Below are 22,150 nucleotides of genomic sequence, written 5' to 3'. Positions count from 1 at the left end.
GGCGGTCAGTCCTCCGGCAGCTCGACCGGGGCGATGTCGTCGAAGACGTCGCCGGGGCCGGGGTTCGTCGCGTCCGTGGCACCGCCGAACTGGGTCATCACACCCCAGACGGCGTTCAGCGCGGTCTGTACGGCGCCCTCGGCCCATCCGGCCGTCCAGGAGATGTCGTCGCCCGCGAGGAACAGTCCCCGTTTGTCGGCGGGCAGCCGGTCCTGCATGAAGTGGGTGAACAGACGCCGCTGGTAGCGGTAGTGGCCGGGCAGGTTCGCCTTGAACGCCCCCATGAACCAGGGCTCGTTCTCCCAGGACACCGTCACCGGGTTGCCGATGACATGGCTGCGGATGTCGACGTTCGGGTAGATCTCGCCCAGTGACTTGAGCATGACGTCCATGCGCTCGTTCGCCGAGAGCGGCAGCCACTTCAGGCTGTCGTCGCACCAGGTGTAGGACAGACAGATCACGGCGGGCCCGTCCGGGCCGTTGTCCAGGAGGTAGGTGCCCCGGGTCATCCGGTCGGTGAGCGTCATCGACATGGTGTCGCGGCCGGTGACCGCGTCCTTGTCCAGCCAGAACGGCCGGTCGACCGGGACGAACAGCTTGGACGACTCCATGTAGTGGGTGCGCTCCATCGCCGTCCAGTGGTCGATCGGGAAGAGCGCGTCATCGCAGTCGATCTTGGAGAGCAGCAGCCAGGACTGCCCGGTGAAGACCGCCGCCCGGAAGGTGCGGATGTCCCCGGTGGCGTCGGTGACCGTGATGCCGTTGTTGGCGGTGCGGGTGAGCCGGGTCACGGCGGGCCGGGGCTCGCCGTCGTGCAGCGAGGCCAGCGAGGTCCCCAGCGGCCAGTGGACGATCTTGCGCGGTTCGCGCTCCCACAGCCGCAGCGGAAGCTGCTGGCTGCCGCCGACGATGCCGCGGTGGTGGTCGTCCGCCTCGGTGTAGACGACCCGCAGGATCTCCAGGATGGAGTTGGGGAAGTCGGTGTCCCAGCCTCCGGTGCCGAAGCCGACCTGGCCGAAGATCTCCCGGTGCCGGAACGACGTGAAGGCGTCGGAGTCGCAGAGGAAGCCGTAGAAGGTCTGGTTGTCCAGCTTCTCGACGAGCTTCGCCCAGATCTCCCGGATGCGCGGAACATCGCGCTCCCGCATGGCCCGGTTCATGTCGGTGAAGTCGGCACCCTCCTCCAGACAGGCGTTCCACGCGTCCATCACATCGCGGTAGACCTGCGGCAGGTCGTCGATGGTCTCGGCGTAGTGCGACTCGCCCTTCAGGTCCACGACGGTCGAGGGCGTGGCCGGGGAGAGCGGGTTGGGGAAGGGCCGGGTCTCCAGCCCCACGAGGTCGATGTAGTGCTGGAGCGCCGTGGACGAGGGCGGGAAGCGCATGGCGCCCATCTCCGCGGTCAGCGTGGGGTCGCAGCCGTCGAACCCGACGGTGCGCAGCCTGCCGCCGATCCGGTCGGCCTCGTACAGCACGGGCCGCAGCCCCATCTTCATCAGCTCGTACGCGGCGATGATCCCGGAGAGCCCGCCGCCGATGACGGCGACCTCGGCCCCGTGCTCGGTCGCCGGAATCTGGCCGAGGCCGGCGGGGTGGGCGAGGAAGTCGTCGTACGCGTAGGGAAAGTCCGGCCCGAACATGGTGATCGGCGGGGCCGCGTCGGTGTGCTGGACGGCGTTGGGCACCGTGGACGTCATGGGGTACGGACTCCTTGCGGGACGAAGAGGTGGGGCGGGCTCGGGCCGGCCGGCACGGGGCGGGCGGCGGCGGGGGCTCCTTCTCCCCCATGTGCCGGTCGGCGTCAGGCGATCGAGCCGTACAGACCGGGGCGGCGGTCGCGCAGATACGGGTTGGCGGCGCGCGAGGCGTTCAGCAGACCGGGGTCCACGTCGCCGACGATCAGTTCCTCGCCGCTTCCGGCGCGGGCGCGTACGGTGCCGTCGGGTCCGGCCAGGCAGCTCAGCCCGGTGAACGCGAACTCGCCTTCCGGGCCGGTCCTGTTGGCGTACGCGAGGTACATCTGGCTCTCGAAGGCCCGAACCGGTACGAGGGATTCGGCGACGAACTGGAAGGGGTGCATCAGTGCGGTGGGCACCAGCAGCAGGTCGGTGCCGGCCAGGGCGTGCGCCCGGACGTTCTCCGGGAACTCGACGTCGTAGCAGATGAGCAGGCCGATGCGGACACCGTCCAGTTCGGCCTGGACGACGGGCTGCTCACCGGGGGTGAACCACTCCTGCTCGAAGCCGCCGAAGAGATGGGTCTTGCGGTAGTTCGCGAGCGGGGTGCCGTCCGGGCCGATGAGCTGGGCCGCGTTGTAGATCAGCTCGTCCGCACGCTCCGGATAGCCGTAGAGGACCGCGATCCCGTGCCGTACGGCGATGTCGGCGACGGCCCGCGCGCCGGGGCCGTCGGCGGGTTCGGCCAGGCGGGGGACGGCGTCACCGATGGCGTATCCGGTGAGGAACAGCTCCGGACAGACCAGCAGGCGTGCCCCGGTGGCGGCGGCGCGGGCGGCCGCCGCGTCGAGGATCCCGCTGTTCACGTCCACGGCACCGGGCCGGCCGGAGCTCTGGAGCAGGGCGGTACGCAACGACGGCATGGCTGACCTCGGGCGGTGCGGGGGTGAAGTGGGGAGACGTATCGACGGTACGGGCGGCCGCCGCCGCGGACAAGGCGCGACCGTTGCGCGGGGACCGTCGATTCGTTGCGCGTCCCCCGGCCCCTGCGGTGATTTGTTGCGCACCGCATCGTCGCAGGTCAGAAGGGTGATGTGGGTCTCGGGAGGAGGCTCCCGCCGACCGGGGCGGGGCGGGTGCCTCAGGCCGGGGGCGGACCCGCCGAGTACCGCCGCAGCAGCGGCGAGAGCACCAGCACCGATTTCGTCCGCTCCACATACGGCTCGCCGGCGATCCGTTCCAGCACCTGTTCGAAGTGGCGCATGTCCGCGGCGAAGACCTGCACGACCGCGTCGGCGTCCCCGGTCACCGTGGAGGCGGCGGCGATCTCCGGATACCGGGCCAGACCCCGCTTGATCGCCTCCGGCGACGTGTTGCGGCTGCAGTAGATCTCGATGAAGCCCTCGGTCTCCCATCCCAGGGCCGCCGGGTCCACCCGCACGGTGAATCCGGTGATCGCGCCCTCGGCGCGCAGCCGGTCCACCCGGCGTTTCACGGCGGGGGCGGACAGCCCGATGATGGCGCCGATGTCGGCGTAACTGCGCCGGGCGTCTTCGGCGAGGGCGTGGACGATGCGTTCGTCGAGGTCGTTCAGGCGCACGTCGGGCGGTTCACTTCTCTGCGATGGGGCTGCTGCGGGGGCGGCGGTGCCGCCCCCGCAGTAGACCATGGGCCGCCCCTGGGGGGCGCGCCGGACGCAGCGGGGTGCGGCCGGGTCAGAAGGGGAACTGCGAGCGGCCGTGCTGGACCGAGATCCACTTCTGGGTGGTGAACGCCTCGATCATGGATTCGCCGTTCAGCCGGCCGATGCCGGAGCTCTTCTCGCCGCCGAAGGGGACGATGGGCTCGTCGTGGACGGTGCCGTCGTTGATGTGGATCATGCCGGTGTGGATGCGCTTGCCGACCCGCACCCCGCGCTCGATGTTGCCGGTGTGAACGGCGCCGCTCAGCCCGTACGGGGTGTCGTTGGCGATCCGGACCGCCTCGTCCTCGCCGTCGAAGGGCACCAGCAGGGCCACCGGACCGAAGATCTCCTGCTGCAGGACGGGCGAGTCGGCCGCGAGCCCGGTGAGCACCGACGGGCTGACCACATTGCCCTGGGCCCCGCCGTGCAGCAGGGCCGTCGCACCGGCCTCGACGGTCTGGTCGACGAGCTTGGCGACAGCCTCGGCCTGCGAGGAGTTGATCAGCGGGCCGATCTGCGTCGCGGGGTCGGCCGGGTCGCCGACGATCAGGGAGGCGACCTTGGCGACGAACTTCTCGGTGAACTCGGCCTCCACCGCCCGGTCGACCAGGATCCGGTTGGCGGCCATGCAGACCTGGCCCTGGTGGATGTAGCGGCTGAAGACGGCCGCGTCGACGGCATAGTCCACATCGGCGTCGTCGAGCACGATCAGCGCGCTGTTGCCGCCCAGTTCGAGGACGGCGCGCTTGAGGTTGGCCGCGCAGACGGTGGCGACGTGCCGCCCGACCTTGTCCGACCCGGTGAAGGAGATGACCTGCGGTACGGGGTGCTCCAGCAGGGTGTCGCCGATCTCCGCGATATCGGTGATGACGACATTGAGGAGTCCGGCGGGAAGTCCCGCGTCCTCGAACACCTTCGCCAGCAGGGTGCCGCCGCAGACCGGGGTGTTCTGGTGCGGCTTGAGGACGACCGCGTTGCCGAGCGCCAGCGCGGGGGCGACCGACTTGAGCGACAGCAGGAAGGGGAAGTTGAAGGGGCTGATGACGCCGACGACACCGACGGGCAGCCGGTAGACACGGTTCTCCTTGCCCTCGGTCGGCGAGGGCAGGATCTGGCCGGAGGGGCGCAGCGCCAGCTGGATGGACTCGCGCAGGAACTCCTTGGCCAGGTGCAGCTCGAAGGCCGCCTTCAGCCTGGTTCCGCCGAGCTCCGCGACGATGGCCTCGCTGATCTCCGGCTCGCGCTCCTCGACGATCCGCAGGGCCTTCTCCAGCACGGCCCGCCTGGCGTACGGATTGGTGTCCGCCCACGCCGGCTGCGCCCGCTCCGCCGCGCGGTAGGCCTGGTCCACCTCACCGGCCGTGGCGACGGCGATCGAGGCCAGCTTCTCCCCGTTGTAGGGATTGAAGTCGATGATGTCCCAGGACCCCTTCCCCGGCCTCCACTCACCGTCGATGTACTGATGGGCCAGGTCGGTGAAGAAGGACATGAGATCCCTTACCACAGAGAGAAAGGCAGCTGATTACGCTTCATATTACTTATATCTCAATAGAGTTGAAGTGCGGGAAAGACACCCTCCACCGCCGGGAACTAACGCTTCCGGCCACGGCGCGACCGGGTGAAAACGCGGCTGCCCCTCCCGGGTGAACCACGGGAGGGGCAGGTGTGTCGCGCAGGGGCGGGCGGGATCAGCTCCAGCTGGCGTGCAGCGGCTTGCCCTCGGCGTAGCCGGCGGCACTCTGCATCCCGACGACCGCCTTCTCGGCGAACTCCTCCAGGGAGCCCGCACCGGCGTAGGTGCAGGAGGAACGGACACCCGCGATGATCGAGTCGATCAGGTCCTCGACACCCGGACGGGCCGGGTCCAGGAACATCCGCGAGGTGGAGATGCCCTCCTCGAACAGCGCCTTGCGGGCGCGGTCGTACGAGGACTCCTCCGAGGTGCGGTTCTTCACGGCGCGCGCCGAGGCCATCCCGAAGGACTCCTTGTAGTAGCGGCCGTCGGCGGACTGCTGGAGGTCGCCGGGCGACTCGTACGTGCCGGCGAACCAGGAGCCGATCATCACGTTGGACGCGCCGGCCGCCAGGGCCATGGCGACATCGCGCGGGTGACGGACACCGCCGTCGGCCCAGACGTGCTTGCCGTGCTTCTTCGCCTCGGCGGCGCACTCCAGGACCGCGGAGAACTGCGGGCGGCCCACGCCGGTCATCATCCGGGTGGTGCACATGGCGCCGGGTCCGACGCCGACCTTGATGATGTCCGCGCCGGCCTCGATGAGGTCGCGCACACCCTCGGCGGCGACGATGTTGCCCGCGACGATCGGCACCTTCGGGTCGAGCGCCCGGACGGCCCTGACCGCGCTGATCATGGATTCCTGGTGGCCGTGCGCGGTGTCCACGACGAGCGTGTCGACGCCCGCGTCCAGGAGCTGCTTGGCCTTGCCCGCGACATCGCCGTTGATGCCGACGGCGGCCGCGATGCGCAGCCTGCCCCCGGCGTCGGTGGCGGGCGTGTAGAGGGTCGCGCGCAGCGCGGCCTTGCGGGTGAGTATGCCCACCAGCCTGCCGTCCGCGTCGACCGCGGGCGCGAGCTTGCGGTTGGCTCCGTCGAGCCGGTTGAACGCGTCGCGCGGGTCGATGTCCGCGTCGAGCAGCACCAGGTCCTTGGACATGACCTCGGACAGCTGGGTGAAGCGGTCGACGCCGGTCAGGTCGTGATCGGTGACGACGCCGACGGGACGCCGCTCCTCGTCGACGACGACACCCGCGCCGTGGGCACGCTTGGGCAGCAGCGACAGGGCGTCGGCGACGGTCTGGCCGGGGGCCAGCACGATCGGGGTGTCGAGGACGAGGTGGCGTGTCTTGACCCAGGTGATGACGTCGGTGACGACCTCGATCGGGATGTCCTGGGGGATGACGACGAGGCCACCGCGGCGGGCGATGGTCTCGGCCATCCGGCGGCCCGCGATCGCGGTCATGTTGGCGACGACGAGCGGGATCGTGGTGCCGGTGCCGTCGGGCGACGAGAGGTCCACACCCTGGCGGGACCCGACCGCCGAGCGGCCCGGGACCATGAAGACATCGTCGTACGTGAGGTCGTACGGGACCGAGGGGGACTCTGTGTAACGACCGGTGCCAGGCTCAAGAAAACGCATAACACTCATATTTTCATACGAAACGGTGCAGGTCGTTTCCACGAAGACACAGCAAAAGACCCCCGCATTCGTGTATTCCTCCAAGGAGGCGGTCGGGGGGGCCGGGCAAGTGGAACCTGCCTTACCCACAGACCCTACCCGAACGGAATTCGAACCATTCGTGATCACCATCCCTGGACCCGGTGACAAGGGGTCAGGTAGCTTCAAATCCGCAGGTCTCGGGGTCAGCGCAGCGCCGTAGGGGCGCTGTCGAAGAACCCGACACGCCCGTTTGACCGGAGAGGATGCAGATCCGCCTGTGGACAGCGAACTGCCGGACATCTACTGCCCGTTCCCGCAGCGGACCAACCCGCACGTCGGTCACACCCGGGACCATCTTGACGCCTGGACACGCCGTACCGGGCTGGTACACCGCGACTCGGCGAGAAAGCGCTTCGAACAGGCCGATTTCGGCGCGTTCGTCGGCATGGTCTACCCGACGGCCAACGGTGAACACCTCGATCTGGTGGCCGATTGGTTCGTCTGGCTCTTCCTCGTGGACGACCAGCTCGACGACGGACATCTCGGCCGCAGCCCGGAACGGGTACGCGACGTGGTCGACCGGATGCGGGCCGTGGTGGACGGCTCCGCTCCCCGTCCGCTGCCGGGCGAGGAGCTCCCGGCCGCCGTGACCGCCCTGGCCGATCTGTGGGAACGGACGACTCCGCATGCCGCGCCGCACTGGCGCACCCGCTTCGCCTGGCATCTGATCATGTACCTCACGACGGCCACCACCTGGGAGGCCGGGAACCGGGCCGACGACGTGGTGCCGGCCGAGGAGACGTACATCGCGAAGCGGCGGCACACCGGGGCCATCCATGTCTGCATGGACCTCATAGAGATCGTGGCCGGCATCGAGGCCCCGGAGTCGATCCACAACGACCCCCGGTTCATCACCGCCCTGGAGGCCTCGTGCAACGTCGTGTGCTGGGCCAATGACGTCTACTCCTTCGAGAAGGAGCAGGTGCTCGGCGAGATCCACAACCTCGTCCACCTGGTCCGGCACCACCGGGGCCTGGGAGAACAGCAGGCGCTGGACCATGTCGCCGAGCGGATAGCCACGGAGACCGAGCGGTTCATGACGGCCGAGGAAGAACTCCTGGAGCTCTATCCGCAGCTCGCCGGTCTGCTCGTGCCCTACCTCGACGGCATGCGCAGCTGGATGCGCGGCAATCTGGACTGGTCCCGGCAGACCCCGCGCTACAACCCGGCCGACGTCAGCCAGTACGCGGAGCCCGGGGCGTATCTGGAGGAGACGGTGCTGGGCATCGGCGGTGACCACGCCGTCCAGTGCGCCGGGGACACGAACCGTGCCGTCTGAGGGACCGGACACGACGAAGGCCGCACACGACGGAGGCCGGGCGCTCGCACAGCGCCCGGCCTCCGTCGTATCCGTCGTTCCCGTCCGGGTCACTCCCCGTCGGGGTCGGCCCGCTCCAGCGCCGGGCGCGGACCGGCCGCCGACTCGGTGAGCAGGAAGTCGGCCGCCGCCGTGTCCGTCACCAGGCTGGTGACCAGCCCGGAGCGCAGTACGGCACCGATCGCCGCCGCCTTGCGCTGGCCGCCCGCGATCGCCACCACCTCGGGGATCCGGCGCAGCCGGTCCGCCTCGACCGTGATGCACCGTTCACCCAGGTCGCGCCCGACCCGGCGGCCGTCGGAGTCGAAGAGGTGCGCGGACATCTCCGCGGCGACGCCGAGCGAGGCGTAGTGCGCCCGCTCCTCGTCGGAGAGCATGTCGTGGACCGTGGAGATGCCCGGCTCCCAGGAACCGATCGAGACGGCGGCGACCGTCACCTTGTCGAAGTACTCGAAGGCGCGGGCGATGCCCGTCTGGTGCCGCAGGGCCGCGGCGGTCGCCGGATCCGGCAGCAGCATCGGCGCGTAGATCGGGTGCGCCTCGCCACCGGAGACCTGGGCGGCCCGGCGGACCGCCTCGACCGAGCCGCGCTCGGCCGTCCCCGCGTCGTACACGCCGGTGAGCTGTACGACCGTGCAGGGCGGCAGCCGGTCGAGGGCCGCCGCCATATGAATGGTGGAGCGGCCCCAGGCCAGGCCCAGGACATCGCCCTCGTTCACCAGTTCGCCGAGCAGGTCGGCCGCGACCTCGCCCAGGTTCTCCGGGTCGGCCGCGTCGTCCTGCTCGTCCGCCGGGGACTCGACCACGACCGCGTGCCGGAGCCCGTAGCGGGCGCGGAGCGCGTCGGAGCGCTCGGCGTCCAGCTCGGCCGGTACCCGGATCTCGATCCGTACGAGATCACGCTCGAGGGCCGTCTCCAGGACCCGGGCCACCTTGAAGCGGCTGACGCCGAACTCCTCGGCGATCTGGATCTTCGACTTTCCCTCAAGGTAGAACCGGCGGGCCATGGCCGCCGCCTGCACCAGCTCCGCGGGTCCCATCCGCATGGCTGACCGACCCGCCGAGATGCCAGACACCGCGATCTCCTCACTGCTGTTCACACGCCCGATACGCCGCTCATCCTGTCAGATCCGGCGATCCTTGATCGGCCCCGTCGGGCCACGTTCATCTGCGCTTTGTTCAGTGGCCGCACGCCCAGGGCGCCGCGGCCGTTGCCGCGTCCGCCTGCGCGCGCAGGGCCCGCACCGCCTCGGCCGGATCCGCCGCCCCGTACACCGCCGAGCCGGCGACGAAGACATCGGCACCGGCCTCGGCGCACTGCTCGATGGTGGACGCCGAGACGCCGCCGTCGACCTGGAGCCACAGTTCGAGGCCGTGCTTGGAGATCAGCTCACGGGTGCGGCGGATCTTGGGCAGCATGATGTCCAGGAACGCCTGGCCGCCGAAGCCCGGTTCGACCGTCATGATCAGCAGCATGTCGAGCTCGGGGAGCAGGTCCTCGTACGGCTCGATGGGCGTCGCGGGCTTGAGCGCCATCGACGCACGCGCCCCCTTCGCCCGGATCTCCCGCGCCAGCCGGACCGGCGCCGCCGCGGCCTCCGCGTGGAAGGTGACGGAACCCGCCCCCGCCTCGACGTACTGCGGAGCCCAGCGGTCGGCGTCCTCGATCATCAGATGGCAGTCCAGCGGAGTCTCCGTCGCCCTGCTCAGCGCCTCGACGATCGGCACCCCGAGGGTCAGATTGGGCACGAAGTGATTGTCCATCACGTCGACATGGAGCCAGTCGGCACCTTCGACGGCCTTCGCCTCCTCGGCGAGACGCGCGAAATCGGCGGACAGAATGCTGGGGTTGATCTGGGCCATGCACCCAAGCCTGCCACGTTCCTGGCCGGTTCCCCGCCTTCGTGCGCCGCAAAGCCGCACGCGATCATCACAGTTCGCACAATCCCGGCATTTTGCCTGCGCTTTACCGCTCTTTTACCGGCTCCGTACGGGGCGGACCTCGGCCGGCACTCAGCCGGTCCGGCGCAGCAGCGCGAGATACATCGCGTCCGTGCCGTGCAGATGCGGCCAGAGCTGGACGTCGGGGCCGTCCCCCAGCGCGGGCACTCCGGGCATCAGCGGCCGGGCGTCGATCCATTCGGCGCTCACCGGTTCCCCGCCCCGGCCCTTCAGGACGTCCTCCACCACGACCCGGGTCTCCGCGAGGTGCGGCGAGCAGGTCGCGTACCCCACGACTCCGCCGACCCTGACGGCCTTCAACGCCTCGCGCAGCAGCCCGCGTTGGAGCGGTGCCAAGCTCTCCAGGTCGGCCGCGCGGCGCCGCCAGCGGGCCTCCGGGCGACGGCGCAGCGCGCCCAGGCCCGAGCAGGGCACATCCATCAGGATCCGGTCGAAGGTACCGGGCAGCCACGGCGGGCGGGTGCCGTCCGCCGTGATGACCTGGTACGGGCCGGGGTTGCCGGCCAGCGCCCGCTCGACGAGCCGGGCCCGGTGCGGCTGCTTCTCGGCCGCCAGCAGAGCGGCGCCCCGTGCCGCCGCGAGCGCGGCCAGCAGGGCGGCCTTTCCGCCGGGGCCCGCGCAGCCGTCCAGCCAGCGGGTGTCGCCGCCTTCCACCGGGGCGTTGGCGAGGGCGGCGGCGACGAGCTGGCTGCCCTCGTCCTGGACGCCCGCCCGGCCCTCCTGCACGGCGGTCAGGGCTCCCGGCTCGCCGCCCTCCGCCATCCGTACCGCGTACGGCGACCAGCGGCCGGGCAGGCCGTTCTCCTCACCGAGGGCCTCCAGCAGCTCTTCGGTGGTGGAGCGGCCGGGACGGGCGACCAGCGTGACCTCGGGCCGCTCGTTGTCGGCCTCCAGCAGGTCCTCGATCCCGGCGCGGCCACCGCCCAGGGCGTCCCAGAGCGCGGAGACGACCCACCGCGGGTGCGAGTGGACGACGGAGAGATGGTCCTCGGCGTCCTGTTCGTAGGACGGGGCGACGCGCTCCACCCAGCCGTCGAGGTCGTGCGCCGAGACCTTGCGCAGTACCGCGTTGACGAACTTGGCGCGCCCCTCGCCGAGCACCACCCGGGCCAGTTCCACACTGGCGGAGACCGCGGCGTGGGTCGGGATGCGGGTGCCGAGCAGCTGGTGGACGCCCATGTTGAGCACATCGAGGACCGGCGGGTCGACCTCGCGCAGCGGCCGGTCGATGCAGGCCGCGACGATCGCGTCGTACGTCCCCTGACGGCGCAGCGTCCCGTAGACCAGCTCGGTCGCCAGTGCCGCGTCCCGGGCGTCGAAGTCGCCCTTGGCGCGGGCCTTCCTGAGCAGCGGCGGCAGCACCAGGTTGGCGTACGCGTCCCGTTCGTCGACGGCCCTGAGCGCCTCGAAGGCGAGGAACCGGACGGGATCCTTCTGGGGACGGCGGTGGGGCTTGGCCGGACGGCGACGCTGCTGGTCGTTCACGTGAAGGTGCTCCGCGGAGGGTGAGGGGGCGAACCTCCCCAGCGTACGTCGCCGCCCCGGACGCCGGTGACCGCAGTCCCCGGGCCCGGTGACCCCGGCCCCGGTGCCCCATGCCCCGGTGACCCCGGTCTCGGACCCGAGCGGCAGCCCGGGCCGGGGGACTACAGCCCGAGCAGCTCGCCCGGGGCGATCCGCACTCCGCGCGCCCAGTCGGCGGCCTTCATCGGCTTCTTGCCCTGCGGCTGCACCCAGATCAGCTCGACGGCGTGCGAACCGGTGCCGACGTACACGTTGTTCTTGGCGGCGGACAGCTCGCCGGGCGCCAGATCCGTGCGGTCCAGGACCGGGGTGGCCTGGACCAGCTTCAGCCGCTCGCCCCGGAAGAGGGTCCAGGCCCCGGGGGCCGGGGTGCAGCCGCGCACGACCCGGTCCACCCGCAGGGCCGGGTCGGCCCAGCGCACCTGGGCGTCCTCGACCGTGATCTTCGGGGCGAGGGTGATGCCCTCGGCCGGCTGCGGTACGGCGTGCAGTGTGCCGTCCTCGATGCCGTCCATCGTCGCCGCGAGCAGCCCGGCACCGGCGAAGGCGAGCCGGGTGAGCAGGTCGCCGCTGGTGTCGGTGGGCCGGATCTCCTCGGTGAGGACGCCGTAGACCGGACCGGAGTCGAGACCCTCCTCGATCAGGAAGGTGGACGCTCCGGTCACCTCGTCCCCGGCCATCACCGAGTGCTGCACCGGCGCGGCGCCGCGCCAGGCGGGCAGCAGCGAGAAGTGCAGATTGACCCAGCCCCGGGCGGGCACGGCGAGCGCGGCCTTGGGCAGCAGCGCCCCGTAGGCGACGACCGGGCAGCAGTCGGGGGCGATCTCCCGCAGCCGGGCCAGGAAGTCCTCGTCCCGCGGCCGGCCCGGCTTGAGGACCTCGATCCCGGCCTCCTCGGCCCGCTCGGCGACGGGGCTGGCGACCAGACGGCGCCCGCGGCCCGCGGGGGCGTCGGGACGGGTCACCACGGCGGCCACCTCGTGCCGGTCGGAGGCGATCAGGGCGTCCAGGGCGGGAACGGCTACCTCGGGGGTACCGGCGAAGACGAGCTTCATGGGTGGCTGACTGCCTCTCGGGCCGAGAACGTGCGGTGGCGAGCAGCGCACCAGTCTAAAGCGTGCCCGGAAGGTCCCCGGCGTGCGGACGGGCAGCCCCCGAGCCGGGGGGCTCACGTTCTGCCCCGGTCAGGGGGCGTACGCGCGCCTTTGCGCCCCACGCATATGCACATACGCCCCGATAGCGTGACCACATCCCCGGCTGAGGCGTTGGTCAAAAGAGATTGACCGAAGCGGGCCGCCGCGGTGCGGCCCGGTCCCTTTCAACGCCGGTTCGAGAGGCTTCTTCATGGCCGACCACGCAACCCACGACGCCCAAGCGCGGGCCAGTCTGCATCTTCTGGTGCGGGACATCGAGCGGGTCCGGCGGCAGGTGGACGCGCTGCGCACACTCACCGCCCAGCTGGGCAATGTCTACCGCCCCCGCCGCTCCGGCCCTTCCGCGGGCTTCGTCGTCTACGGCAGGGCCCCGGCCCCCACCGTCCGCCTCGCCCAGGAACTGCGGGACAGCGTCGAGACGCTGGTCACCGCGGCGGTGGACTTCGACCGTTCGCTGGGCTTCTCCTGGGACGCGGTGGGTTCTGCGCTCGGGGTCACCAAGCAGGCGGTGCACCGGCGTTACGGATCGCGTCGCGCCGCCCCCCAGCCCGGCACCGCCGAGGCCGTCACCGCCGAGAGCGCGGTGCCCCGTCCTGTCCCCGTCTCCCCCGGGGCTCCCGCCGTCCCGCCCGGCCCCGTGCTTCCGGGGGTGCCCGCCGCTCGCTCGATGCCGCCGCAGCCCTCGTCGGGCGCCGCTGTCGCGCGGGAGGAAATCCGCCCGGGTGCCTTCCCCGGCCCGCGCAACGGCTGACCCGACGCCGCCCGTACCCCGCCCTTCTGCCCCACCGTGCCGGTCGCACGGCGGGGCAGCCCCGTCTCCGCGCGCGGTGGTGCGAGCGACCGGCGCACAGCTGCCGCTCCGCCGGGCAGGCCACCGGGACCGGTGGGGCCTGGGTACTGGTGAGGTCTGCGGTACTGATGAGGCCGGCGAGCAGGCGGGGCCCGCGGGACCGGCGGGGTCTGCCAGTGGGCCCGGGGGGCTCAGCCGATGTCCGGCGGGTCGATCCTGATCCGGATCGGGTCGCCTCCGCCCCTGGCCGTACGCGCCGCCCGCGCCCCCTTCAGCGCGGCGGCGAGCGCCGCTCCGCGGCCCGGGACCACCCGGATCAGCGCACGCTCCCAGGTCTCGCCGGGCGGCGCGTCCCACGGCCGGCGCGGCCTGCCTGGTTCGGCCGCCGGCACCGGCACGGGGCCCAGGATCTCGGCCTCCGGCGGCAGTCCGGCCGTGGCGAGGAAACCGGCCAGGGCCTCGGCCGGACCGGTCACCGAAGCCATCCGGGACACCGGGGGGAAGCCCAGCTCGGCCCGCTCCGCCAGCTCCCGCCGGGCGAACCCGGCCGGGTCCCAGCGCACCAGTGCCTGCACAGGCCGCAAGGTCGGCTCGGCCACGATCACCACCGTGCCGCCCTCGTCCTGCCCCCGCACCAGGGAGGCCGCGGCGATCCAGCGGCGCAGCGCCTCCTCCCCCGCCCGCAGATCCGGGCGGGTGAGCATCGCCCAGCCGTCGAGCAGCAGCGCGGCGGCATATCCGCCCTCGGCGACGGGCTCGGCCCCCGGCGTACTGACGACGAGCGCGGGCGCGCCCGGTACGGCGTCCAGGATGTGGTCGCGCCCCGAGGTCCGGACCGGCACCGCGGGAAAGGCCCGGCCCAGCTCCTCGGCGGTCCGGCGGGCTCCGACGATCCGGGCGCGCAGCCGGGTGGCCCCGCAGGCCGTGCAGTGCCAGGCCCGCTCGGCGCGGCCGCACCAGGCGCAGTCGAGGTCCCGCTGGTCGGGGGCCTCCAGCGGCCCGGCGCAGTGCCGGCACCGGGCCGGCGTACGGCAGCGTTCACAGGCGAGCCGGGGGGCGTAACCCCGGCGCGGCACCTGGACCAGCACCGGACCGGCGCGCAGCCCGTCCCGCACGGTCTGCCAGGCCAGGCTGGGCAGCCGGGCCGTCCTCGCCGCGCCGTCCCTGGCGAGTTCGCCGTCACCGACCGTACGGATCAGGGGCGCCGCGGTCCGCAGCTGCTCCCGGTCCGCGTTCAGGGGCAGTGCCCAGCCGCTCTCGACGAGCTGGGCGGCCTCCACGGTGCAGCCCGTGGAGCCGAGCAGGAAGGCGCATCCGCCGTGTGCCGCCCGTAGCTCCAGGACCTCGCGGACATGCGGGAAGGGGGCGTTGTCATCGCTGTGGCTGGAGTCCCCGTCGTCCCAGATGACGACCAGGCCGAGATCGGCCACGGGGGCGAACATCGCGGCCCGGGTGCCGACGACCGCCCGCACCGAACCGCGGCGCACGGCGAGCCACTGGCGGTAGCGCTTCTCGGGTCCGGAGTCCGCGGTGAGCAGGGCGTGCCGGCCGTCGCCCAGTACTTCGGTCAGCGCGGCGTCCACCCGGCCGGCGGCCCGTCCGTCCGGTACGACGACCAGCGCACCGCGTCCCGAGGAGAGCGTCGCCGCGACGGCGAGGGCGATCTCCCGCGGCCAGTGCGGTCCCGGCAGCGCGGTCCACACGGCGCGCGGCGCACCGCCTCCGGCCAGCGCCCGCAGGAAGGCGGGACCCTGTCCGTACCGCTCCCAGCTGCCCGGCGCGGGCGGGGCCGGCGGCGGCAGGGGGGCCGGGGAGGGCTTGGCCTCGGCCCGACCGTTGCGCGGGGGGACGGCGAGCTGGAGCACATCGGCGAGGCTGCCCGCGTACCGGTCGGCGACGGCCCGCGACAGCGCCAGCAGCTCCGGTCCGAGCACGGGCTCCGGGGAGACCACATAGGCGAGGGCGGCCAGCGCGCCCTGATAGTCGGACTCGGCGAGCCGCTCGACGAGGAATCCGTCGATCAGCCCGCCGCCCTCGCGCCGCCCGCCCTGCACATTGCGTCCCCCGGCGCCGAACCGCACGCGCACCCGGACCCCGGGCCGGGCGACGGCGTCGAGCTCCTCGGGGACGGCGTAGTCGAAGTACTGGTCGAGATGGAGCACGCCCTTGTTCACCAGGACCCGGGCGACCGGGAGCTCCTCGGCCAGCGCGGCGCCGCGCCAGGTCCGGGGCTTGGCCCTCGGCACCTTCGCCCGGCGGACGGTCTCGCGGATCAGCGCAAGCTGCTCCGGCGCCCCGGCCTCGGGCTCGGCGGACTGCTCGTTGTCGCTGCTCACAGCCAAATTCCTACCAGACGGGACTGACAGCGGCGCCGGATGTCACGACACCGGGGCCCGGACACCACGATCGGTGTCCGGGCCCCGGCAAGCCGTGACTGCGCGGCGGTCCTACAGGCCCGCGGCCCGACGGAGGGCGTCGACGCGGTCGGTGCGCTCCCAGGTGAAGTCGGGGAGCTCGCGGCCGAAGTGACCGTACGCCGCGGTCTGGGCGTAGATCGGGCGGAGCAGGTCGAGGTCACGGATGATCGCGGCCGGGCGGAGGTCGAAGACCTCACCGATGGCGTTCTCGATCTTCTCGGTCTCGATGGCGGCCGTGCCGAACGTCTCGACGAACAGGCCCACCGGCTCGGCCTTGCCGATCGCGTACGCGACCTGGACCTCGCAGCGGGCGGCGAGACCCGCGGCGACGACGTTCTTCGCGACCCAGCGCATCGCGTACGCCGCCGAGCGGTCGACCTTGGACGGGTCCTTGCCCGAGAAGGCGCCGCCGCCGTGCCGGGCCATGCCGCCGTAGGTGTCGATGATGATCTTGCGGCCGGTGAGCCCGGCGTCGCCCATCGGGCCACCGATCTCGAACCGTCCGGTCGGGTTCACCAGCAGACGGTAGCCCTCGGTGTCCAGCTTGATGCCGTCCTCGATGAGCTGCGCCAGGACGTGCTCGACGACGAACTCACGGATGTCCGGCGCCAGCAGGGAGTCCAGGTCGATGTCGCTCGCGTGCTGCGAGGAGACCACGACCGTGTCGAGCCGGACGGCCTTGTCACCGTCGTACTCGATGGTGACCTGGGTCTTGCCGTCGGGGCGCAGGTAGGGGATGGTCCCGTTCTTGCGGACCTCCGAGAGGCGGCGCGAGAGCCGGTGTGCCACGTAGATCGGGAGCGGCATCAGCTCGGGCGTCTCGTCGCAGGCGTAGCCGAACATCAGGCCCTGGTCGCCCGCGCCCTGCTTGTCGAGCTCGTCCTCCCCGTCCCGCTGGGAGGCACCCTCGACGCGCTTCTCGTAGGCGGTGTCGACGCCCTGGGCGATGTCCGGGGACTGTGCGCCGATGGACACCGAGACACCGCAGGAGGCGCCGTCGAAGCCCTTCTTGGAGGAGTCGTAGCCGATCTCCAGGACCTTGTTGCGCACAAGGGTGGGAATGTCGGCGTAGGCCTTGGTCGTGACCTCACCCGCGACATGCACCAGACCAGTGGTGATCAAGGTCTCGACGGCGACGCGCGAGGTGGGGTCCTCGCGCAGGAGGGCGTCGAGAATCGTGTCGCTGATCTGGTCAGCGATCTTGTCGGGGTGACCCTCGGTCACAGATTCCGAGGTGAAGAGACGGCGGGACACATCGCTCCCTGGGGTTGCAGCGGCTGCTGGCTGATCATTGGTGGTACGACCGGGAGCTGCGCCCGGCTCGTACCGTCGTCCAGTTTATCGGTCGCATCCGCCGCTGGGGCCACGCGTCTCGTACTTTGGCATGTCTGTGATGTGCGGCACTCTTTCGGCCGGTAGGAAAAATGGCCCTTCGGGGTGGCGAATACATATGTTTCGCGGGCTTTAGACCCCCCGAAGCGGCGAATGTGAAATCTGTCCGAACCTCGACGCCACCTGGTCCCACACCGTGTCGGCGAGGTCTTCCTTGGGGCCGTGCGGCACGAGGATCTCCCCGCCGTCGGCGGAGAGGACGACGGCCTCGTTCTCCTCCGAGCCGAAGGTCTTGCGCTCCCCCACCTCGTTGACCACCAGCAGGTCGCAGCCCTTGCGGCGGAGCTTCTCCCGGCCGTTGGCCAGGACATTGTCGGTCTCGGCGGCGAATCCCACGACGATCTGCTCCGGCCGGGCCCGCTCGCCCGCGACCTCGGCGAGGATGTCGGGGTTGCGGACCAGCGCGACGGCGGCGGGCTCCTGACCGTCCTTCTTCTTGATCTTTCCCTGGGCGTACTCGGCCGGCCGGAAGTCGGCGACCGCCGCCGCCATCACCACGACGTCCGCGTCCGCGGCGGCCTTGGTCACGGCCTCGCGCAGCTGGAGCGCGGTGCCCACGCGCAGGACATCGGCGCCGGCCGGGTCGGGCAGCCCGGTGTTGGCCTCGATCAGGGTGACCCTGGCCCCCCGGGCGACAGCGGTACGCGCCAGGGCGTACCCCTGCTTCCCGGAGGAGCGGTTGCCGAGGTAGCGGACGGGGTCGAGGGGTTCGCGGGTGCCGCCCGCGCTGATCACCACATGGCGGCCCGCGAGATCGGGTGCGGCGGGACCGCGGCTCAGGACCCGACGGCAGACCTCGAAGATCTCTCCGGGGTCGGGCAGCCGGCCCTTGCCGGTGTCGACGCCGGTGAGCCGGCCGACGGCGGGTTCGATGACGACGGCGCCGCGGCGGCGCAGCGTGGCCACGTTCTCCTGGGTGGCGGGGTGCTCCCACATCTCGGTGTGCATGGCGGGCGCGAAGACCACCGGACAGCGTGCGGTGAGCAGTGTGTTGGTGAGGAGGTCGTCCGCGAGGCCGTGGGCGGCCCTGGCGAGCGTGTCCGCGGTGGCCGGGGCGACGACGACGAGGTCGGCCCCCTGTCCGATGCGCACGTGCGGCACCTCGTGGACGTCGTCCCAGACCTCGGTGGAGACCGTGTGTCCGGAGAGCGCCGACCAGGTGGCGGCGCCGACGAAGTGGAGCGAGGACTCGGTCGGCACGACGCGTACGTCGTGCCCGGACTCGGTCAGCCGGCGCAGCAGCTCGCACGCCTTGTAGGCGGCGATGCCTCCGCTGACCCCCAGGACGACCTTCGGCTTCTGCACTGTGTCTCCCCGCACTCGGCTACGTATCACTCCATGCTGCATCACCGCCCCGAAGCCGCCCGCACGGACCTCGGACACACCTCAGGCCCGGCGGTCTGCCCGCCGGGCCTGAGGTGAAGGTGCTTCGCTGCCTACTGCGCGGGGCCCTCGATGGCCTCGGAGGTCAGCAGGCCCGCGTTGATCTCGCGGAGCGCGATCGAGAGCGGCTTCTCGTGCACGTGGGTGTCGACGAGCGGACCGACGTACTCGAGGAGGCCTTCACCGAGCTGCGAGTAGTACGCGTTGATCTGGCGCGCGCGCTTGGCGGCGTAGATCACGAGGCTGTACTTCGAGTCGGTGGCTTCGAGGAGCTCATCAATCGGCGGGTTGATGATGCCCTCGGGCGTGGTGATGGAAGAGGACACTCTCTGCCTTCCGAAGGGGGTAAATATCAAAGAGATCTTTGACAGTGCGGATTCCGCCGGGGTGCTGCTCCGTGTGATTCAGTCGCTGCTGTCACGGTGGGCGGAAGCCTGCAACATCAAGGCTAGCAGCTCACGGGCCACATCCTCGACGGAGGTGTTGACCAGCGTCGTATCGAACTCCGCCTCGGCGGCCAGTTCGACCTTGGCGGCGGCGAGCCTGCGCTCGATGACCTCGGGGGGTTCGGTGCCGCGGCCGGTGAGCCGGCGTACCAGTTCGTCCCAGCTCGGCGGGGCGAGGAAGACCAAGCGCGCCTCGGGCATGGACTGCCGGACGAGCCGGGCCCCCTGGAGATCGATCTCCAGCAGGACCGGCTCGCCGGCCTCCAGGCGGTCGAGCACGGCCCGGCGCGGCGTGCCGTACCGGTTGCCCGCGAACTCGGCCCACTCCAGCAGTTCACCGTTGGCGACGAGCTTGTCGAACTCCTCGTCGTCCACGAAGAAGTAGTGGACGCCGTTACTCTCCCCGGGGCGCGGCCTGCGGGTCGTCGCCGACACCGAGAGCCAGACCTCGGGGTGAACCTTGCGCATATGAGCGACGACCGTGCTCTTGCCGACCCCCGAGGGGCCGGAGAGCACGGTCAGCCGCGGACGTACGTCCGGGGGTACGGGGGACGTCCCCCGGGATGTTGCAGCCATGGAGCGATTATCCAGGTTCTCAGGAGTGCCTGAGAACGTCAGGCGGCGGTGCCGCCGAACTCACGCTCCAGGGATGCGATCTGATTGGAGCCGAGACCCCGGACCCGGCGGCTCTCGGAGATACCGAGACGCTCCATGATCTGCTTGGCGCGGACCTTGCCCACGCCCGGCAGGGACTCCAGGAGCGCGGAGACCTTCATCTTGCCGATGACGTCGTTCTCCTGACCCTGCTTGATGACCTCTTGGAGCGAGGCACCGGAGTGCTTGAGTCGATTCTTGACCTCGGCCCGCTCCCGGCGAGCCGCGGCGGCCTTTTCGAGCGCGGCTGCGCGCTGTTCAGGGGTAAGGGGCGGAAGAGCCACGCCTACGTCACCTCGGATGTCGATCTGTCGGATACGGACCGGTGAGGAAGCTGGTCGCCCCACACCTGAGCAACGAACACCATGTGCTTGTTGGCTCTCGACGGAGACTAGCGGCCAAGGCCGCGCTAGTCAGCGAGAACGGACGAAAAGTCCTGGTCAGCCTCAGCCGACCAGGACATTTCAGGCGAAACAGCAGGGATTTCGGGTCAGGAATTCGTCAACACACGGCAAACGTGTCAGGGTCAGCTGTCGGCCACGGCCGCACGGACCTCGTCCGCGAACCGTCCGGCGGCTTCGCGCAGCCCTGAAACGTCGGGTCCGTGGCGCAGCACGCCCCGGCTCACGCTGGGCACCACATTGCCCACCGCGTCGCCGAACACGCCGGGCAGATCGGCGGGGGTCGCGCCCTGCGCGCCGATGCCGGGGGCGAGCAGCGGGCCGTTGATGGCCAGATCCACCCCCGCGTCGCCGAGCGTGGCGCCGACCACCGCGCCGACCGAGCCGAGCGGGCTCGCGCCCTCGTTCTCCGCGGCCATGCTGTCCAGCATCACCTGGGCCAGCGGGCGGCCGTCGGCCGCCGTGGCCCGCTGCACCTGGGCCCCCTCCGGGTTGGAGGTGAGGGCGAGCACGAAGACCCCGGCACCGGAGGCGGCAGCCGCGTCCAGCGCGGGACGCAGCGAGCCGAAGCCGAGGTACGGCGAGAGCGTGACCGCGTCCGAGAACAGTGGCGAGTCCTGGTCCAGGTAGGCCGCCGCGTAGGCGCCCATGGTCGAGCCGATGTCACCGCGCTTGGCGTCCATCAGCACGAGCGCGCCGGCCGCCCGCGCCTCGGCGACGGCCTTCTCCAGTACGGCGATGCCGCGCGAGCCGAAGCGCTCGAAGAACGCGGACTGCGGCTTGAGCACGGCGACCCGGTCGGCCAGGGCCTCCACGACCGTGCGGGTGAAGCGCTCCAGGCCCGCGATGTCGTCGTTCAGGCCCCAGGAGGTGAGCAGCGAGGCGTGCGGGTCGATGCCGACGCAGAGCGGCCCGCGGGTGTCCATGGCGTGGCGCAGCCGTGCGCCGAAGGGTTCGGGGGTCACTGGGACGCCTTCCGGGTCTCGGCGCCGACGGCGTCGGCGAGCGTGGCGTACGGGGAGGCCGCCAGACGCGCGGCCAGGCCCTTGTGGATCGCGCGGGCGTAGAACGGGCCCTCGTAGATGAAGGCGCTGTACCCCTGGACGAGCGTGGCACCGGCCAGGATGCGCTGCCAGGCGTCCTCGGCGTTCTCGATGCCCCCGACCCCGACGAGGGTGATCCCGTCGCCCACCCGGGCGTACAGACGGCTCAGGACCTCCAGGGAGCGCTCCTTGAGGGGCGCTCCGGAGAGCCCGCCGGCCTCCCCGTACAGGGAGGGCGAGGACTTCAGGCCGAGGCCGTCGCGGGCGATGGTGGTGTTGGTGGCGATGATGCCGTCCAGGCCCAGCTCTACGGCGAGGTCGGCGACCGCGTCGACGTCCTCGTCGGCGAGGTCCGGCGCGATCTTGACGAGCAGCGGGACCCGGCGGCCGGTGACCGTGCGGTCGGCGGCCTCGCGCACCGCGGTGAGCAGCGGGCGCAGCGCCTCGGTGGCCTGGAGGTTGCGCAGGCCCGGCGTGTTGGGCGAGGAGACGTTCACCACGAGGTAGTCGGCGTGCGCGGCGAGGCGCTCGGTGGACTTCACGTAGTCGGCGGCCGCCTCGTCCTCCGGCACGACCTTGGTCTTGCCGATGTTGACGCCCACGGTGGTCCGGAAGACCGGGTTGCGGGCGGCCAGGCGGGCGGCGACGGCGGCCGAGCCCTCGTTGTTGAAGCCCATGCGGTTGATCAGCGCGCGGTCCGCGACGAGGCGGAACAGGCGCTTCCTGGGGTTGCCGGGCTGCGGTTCGCCGGTGACCGTACCGATCTCGACGTGGTCGAAGCCGAGCATCGCCATGCCGTCGATGGCCACGGCGTTCTTGTCGAAGCCCGCGGCGAGCCCGAAGGGGCCGTGCATCCGCAGGCCGAGCGCCTCGGTGCGCAGCTCCTGGTGGCGGGGGGCGAGCACGGCGGCGACGAAGGTGCGCAGCACGGGGACGCGGGCGGCGAGGCGGATCCAGCGGAAGGCCAGGTGGTGCGCCTGCTCCGGGTCCATCCGCTTGAAGACCAGCTGGAAGAAGAACTTGTACATCGGGAGTGTCCTCATGAAGAGGGGGACACCGTTTCCGGTGTC

The 22,150-nt window shown here is 71.4% G+C and carries 19 protein-coding genes; 2 read left to right on the top strand and 17 right to left on the bottom strand.

Features of this window, described 5'->3' with window-relative positions; genetic code table 11:
* Window positions 1-5: 5 nt before the first annotated feature.
* The 5 genes from ACIGJO_RS22805 to ACIGJO_RS22785 all read right to left on the bottom strand — a co-directional run bounded on the left by ACIGJO_RS22805 (window position 6) and on the right by ACIGJO_RS22785 (window position 6,515).
* The gene (locus tag ACIGJO_RS22805) at window positions 6-1,697 is read right to left on the bottom strand and encodes a flavin monoamine oxidase family protein (RefSeq protein ID WP_399960788.1); all 1,692 of its coding nucleotides are present in this window, start codon (window positions 1,695-1,697) and stop codon (window positions 6-8) included.
* A 104-nt stretch (window positions 1,698-1,801) separates the two neighbouring features.
* Entirely contained in the window at window positions 1,802-2,599 is a 798-nt protein-coding gene (locus ACIGJO_RS22800) for a carbon-nitrogen hydrolase family protein (RefSeq protein WP_399960786.1), read from the bottom strand.
* Between the two features lie 218 nt (window positions 2,600-2,817).
* Window positions 2,818-3,276, bottom strand: a complete 459-nt coding sequence (locus ACIGJO_RS22795; protein ID WP_329941710.1) for an Lrp/AsnC family transcriptional regulator — start codon at window positions 3,274-3,276, stop codon at window positions 2,818-2,820.
* 115 nt (window positions 3,277-3,391) lie between these two features.
* Window positions 3,392-4,849 carry an aldehyde dehydrogenase family protein gene (locus tag ACIGJO_RS22790; RefSeq protein ID WP_399960783.1) on the bottom strand — a complete coding sequence of 486 codons (1,458 nt, stop codon included), beginning with the start codon at window positions 4,847-4,849 and terminating at the stop codon, window positions 3,392-3,394.
* A 199-nt stretch (window positions 4,850-5,048) separates the two neighbouring features.
* Window positions 5,049-6,515 (bottom strand): GuaB1 family IMP dehydrogenase-related protein, encoded by a 1,467-nt coding sequence (locus ACIGJO_RS22785; protein ID WP_399960781.1) that lies wholly within the window; start codon window positions 6,513-6,515, stop codon window positions 5,049-5,051.
* A 298-nt stretch (window positions 6,516-6,813) separates the two neighbouring features.
* Between ACIGJO_RS22785 and ACIGJO_RS22780 the strand changes: the two genes are divergently transcribed.
* Window positions 6,814-7,875, top strand: coding sequence for a terpene cyclase (locus ACIGJO_RS22780; RefSeq protein ID WP_399960779.1), 1,062 nt, complete (start codon window positions 6,814-6,816; stop codon window positions 7,873-7,875).
* Between the two features lie 89 nt (window positions 7,876-7,964).
* On the opposite strand, the gene ACIGJO_RS22775 is transcribed toward ACIGJO_RS22780, so the two are convergent.
* The 4 genes from ACIGJO_RS22775 to fmt all read right to left on the bottom strand — a co-directional run bounded on the left by ACIGJO_RS22775 (window position 7,965) and on the right by fmt (window position 12,455).
* Complete coding sequence (locus ACIGJO_RS22775) at window positions 7,965-8,954, bottom strand: sugar-binding domain-containing protein (protein ID WP_329941769.1); 990 nt, start codon at window positions 8,952-8,954, stop codon at window positions 7,965-7,967.
* A 139-nt stretch (window positions 8,955-9,093) separates the two neighbouring features.
* Window positions 9,094-9,777 (bottom strand): ribulose-phosphate 3-epimerase, encoded by a 684-nt coding sequence (gene rpe, locus ACIGJO_RS22770; RefSeq protein ID WP_399960777.1) that lies wholly within the window; start codon window positions 9,775-9,777, stop codon window positions 9,094-9,096.
* 150 nt (window positions 9,778-9,927) lie between these two features.
* Window positions 9,928-11,361, bottom strand: a complete 1,434-nt coding sequence (locus ACIGJO_RS22765; RefSeq protein ID WP_399960775.1) for an RsmB/NOP family class I SAM-dependent RNA methyltransferase — start codon at window positions 11,359-11,361, stop codon at window positions 9,928-9,930.
* A 161-nt stretch (window positions 11,362-11,522) separates the two neighbouring features.
* Window positions 11,523-12,455 carry a methionyl-tRNA formyltransferase gene (fmt, locus tag ACIGJO_RS22760; RefSeq protein WP_399960773.1) on the bottom strand — a complete coding sequence of 311 codons (933 nt, stop codon included), beginning with the start codon at window positions 12,453-12,455 and terminating at the stop codon, window positions 11,523-11,525.
* 289 nt (window positions 12,456-12,744) lie between these two features.
* On the opposite strand from fmt, the gene ACIGJO_RS22755 reads away from it, so the two are divergent.
* Window positions 12,745-13,305: a hypothetical protein gene (locus tag ACIGJO_RS22755; RefSeq protein WP_399960771.1), complete on the top strand. Its 561-nt coding sequence runs from the start codon at window positions 12,745-12,747 to the stop codon at window positions 13,303-13,305.
* Window positions 13,306-13,535: 230 nt separating this feature from the next.
* Here the strand turns inward: ACIGJO_RS22755 and ACIGJO_RS22750 are convergent, their stop codons facing one another.
* The 8 genes from ACIGJO_RS22750 to ACIGJO_RS22715 all read right to left on the bottom strand — a co-directional run bounded on the left by ACIGJO_RS22750 (window position 13,536) and on the right by ACIGJO_RS22715 (window position 22,108).
* The gene (locus tag ACIGJO_RS22750; RefSeq protein WP_399960768.1) at window positions 13,536-15,680 is read right to left on the bottom strand and encodes a primosomal protein N'; all 2,145 of its coding nucleotides are present in this window, start codon (window positions 15,678-15,680) and stop codon (window positions 13,536-13,538) included.
* A gap of 111 nt (window positions 15,681-15,791) precedes the next feature.
* The gene (gene metK / locus ACIGJO_RS22745) at window positions 15,792-17,015 is read right to left on the bottom strand and encodes a methionine adenosyltransferase (RefSeq protein WP_399960766.1); all 1,224 of its coding nucleotides are present in this window, start codon (window positions 17,013-17,015) and stop codon (window positions 15,792-15,794) included.
* Window positions 17,016-17,225: 210 nt separating this feature from the next.
* The gene (gene coaBC / locus ACIGJO_RS22740; protein ID WP_399960764.1) at window positions 17,226-18,458 is read right to left on the bottom strand and encodes a bifunctional phosphopantothenoylcysteine decarboxylase/phosphopantothenate--cysteine ligase CoaBC; all 1,233 of its coding nucleotides are present in this window, start codon (window positions 18,456-18,458) and stop codon (window positions 17,226-17,228) included.
* A gap of 131 nt (window positions 18,459-18,589) precedes the next feature.
* On the bottom strand, window positions 18,590-18,862 hold the full coding sequence (gene rpoZ / locus ACIGJO_RS22735; RefSeq protein WP_003970369.1) for a DNA-directed RNA polymerase subunit omega: 273 nt from the start codon (window positions 18,860-18,862) through the stop codon (window positions 18,590-18,592).
* A gap of 78 nt (window positions 18,863-18,940) precedes the next feature.
* Entirely contained in the window at window positions 18,941-19,558 is a 618-nt protein-coding gene (gene gmk / locus ACIGJO_RS22730; protein ID WP_399960762.1) for a guanylate kinase, read from the bottom strand.
* Window positions 19,559-19,596: 38 nt separating this feature from the next.
* A complete protein-coding gene (locus tag ACIGJO_RS22725) occupies window positions 19,597-19,920 on the bottom strand; it encodes an integration host factor (protein WP_014044803.1) in 324 nt (107 codons plus the stop codon).
* 242 nt (window positions 19,921-20,162) lie between these two features.
* On the bottom strand, window positions 20,163-21,002 hold the full coding sequence (gene pyrF, locus ACIGJO_RS22720; RefSeq protein WP_399960760.1) for an orotidine-5'-phosphate decarboxylase: 840 nt from the start codon (window positions 21,000-21,002) through the stop codon (window positions 20,163-20,165).
* Entirely contained in the window at window positions 20,999-22,108 is a 1,110-nt protein-coding gene (locus tag ACIGJO_RS22715) for a quinone-dependent dihydroorotate dehydrogenase (protein ID WP_399960837.1), read from the bottom strand. Before ACIGJO_RS22715 ends, pyrF begins: the two co-directional genes overlap by 4 nt.
* Window positions 22,109-22,150: the final 42 nt, after the last annotated feature.

This window comes from Streptomyces sp. NPDC079020 (genome assembly GCF_044542225.1).
GTDB lineage: Bacteria > Actinomycetota > Actinomycetes > Streptomycetales > Streptomycetaceae > Streptomyces.
The sequence above is the reverse complement of the archived record's forward strand: the minus strand, read 5'-3'. Positions and strand labels throughout refer to the sequence as shown.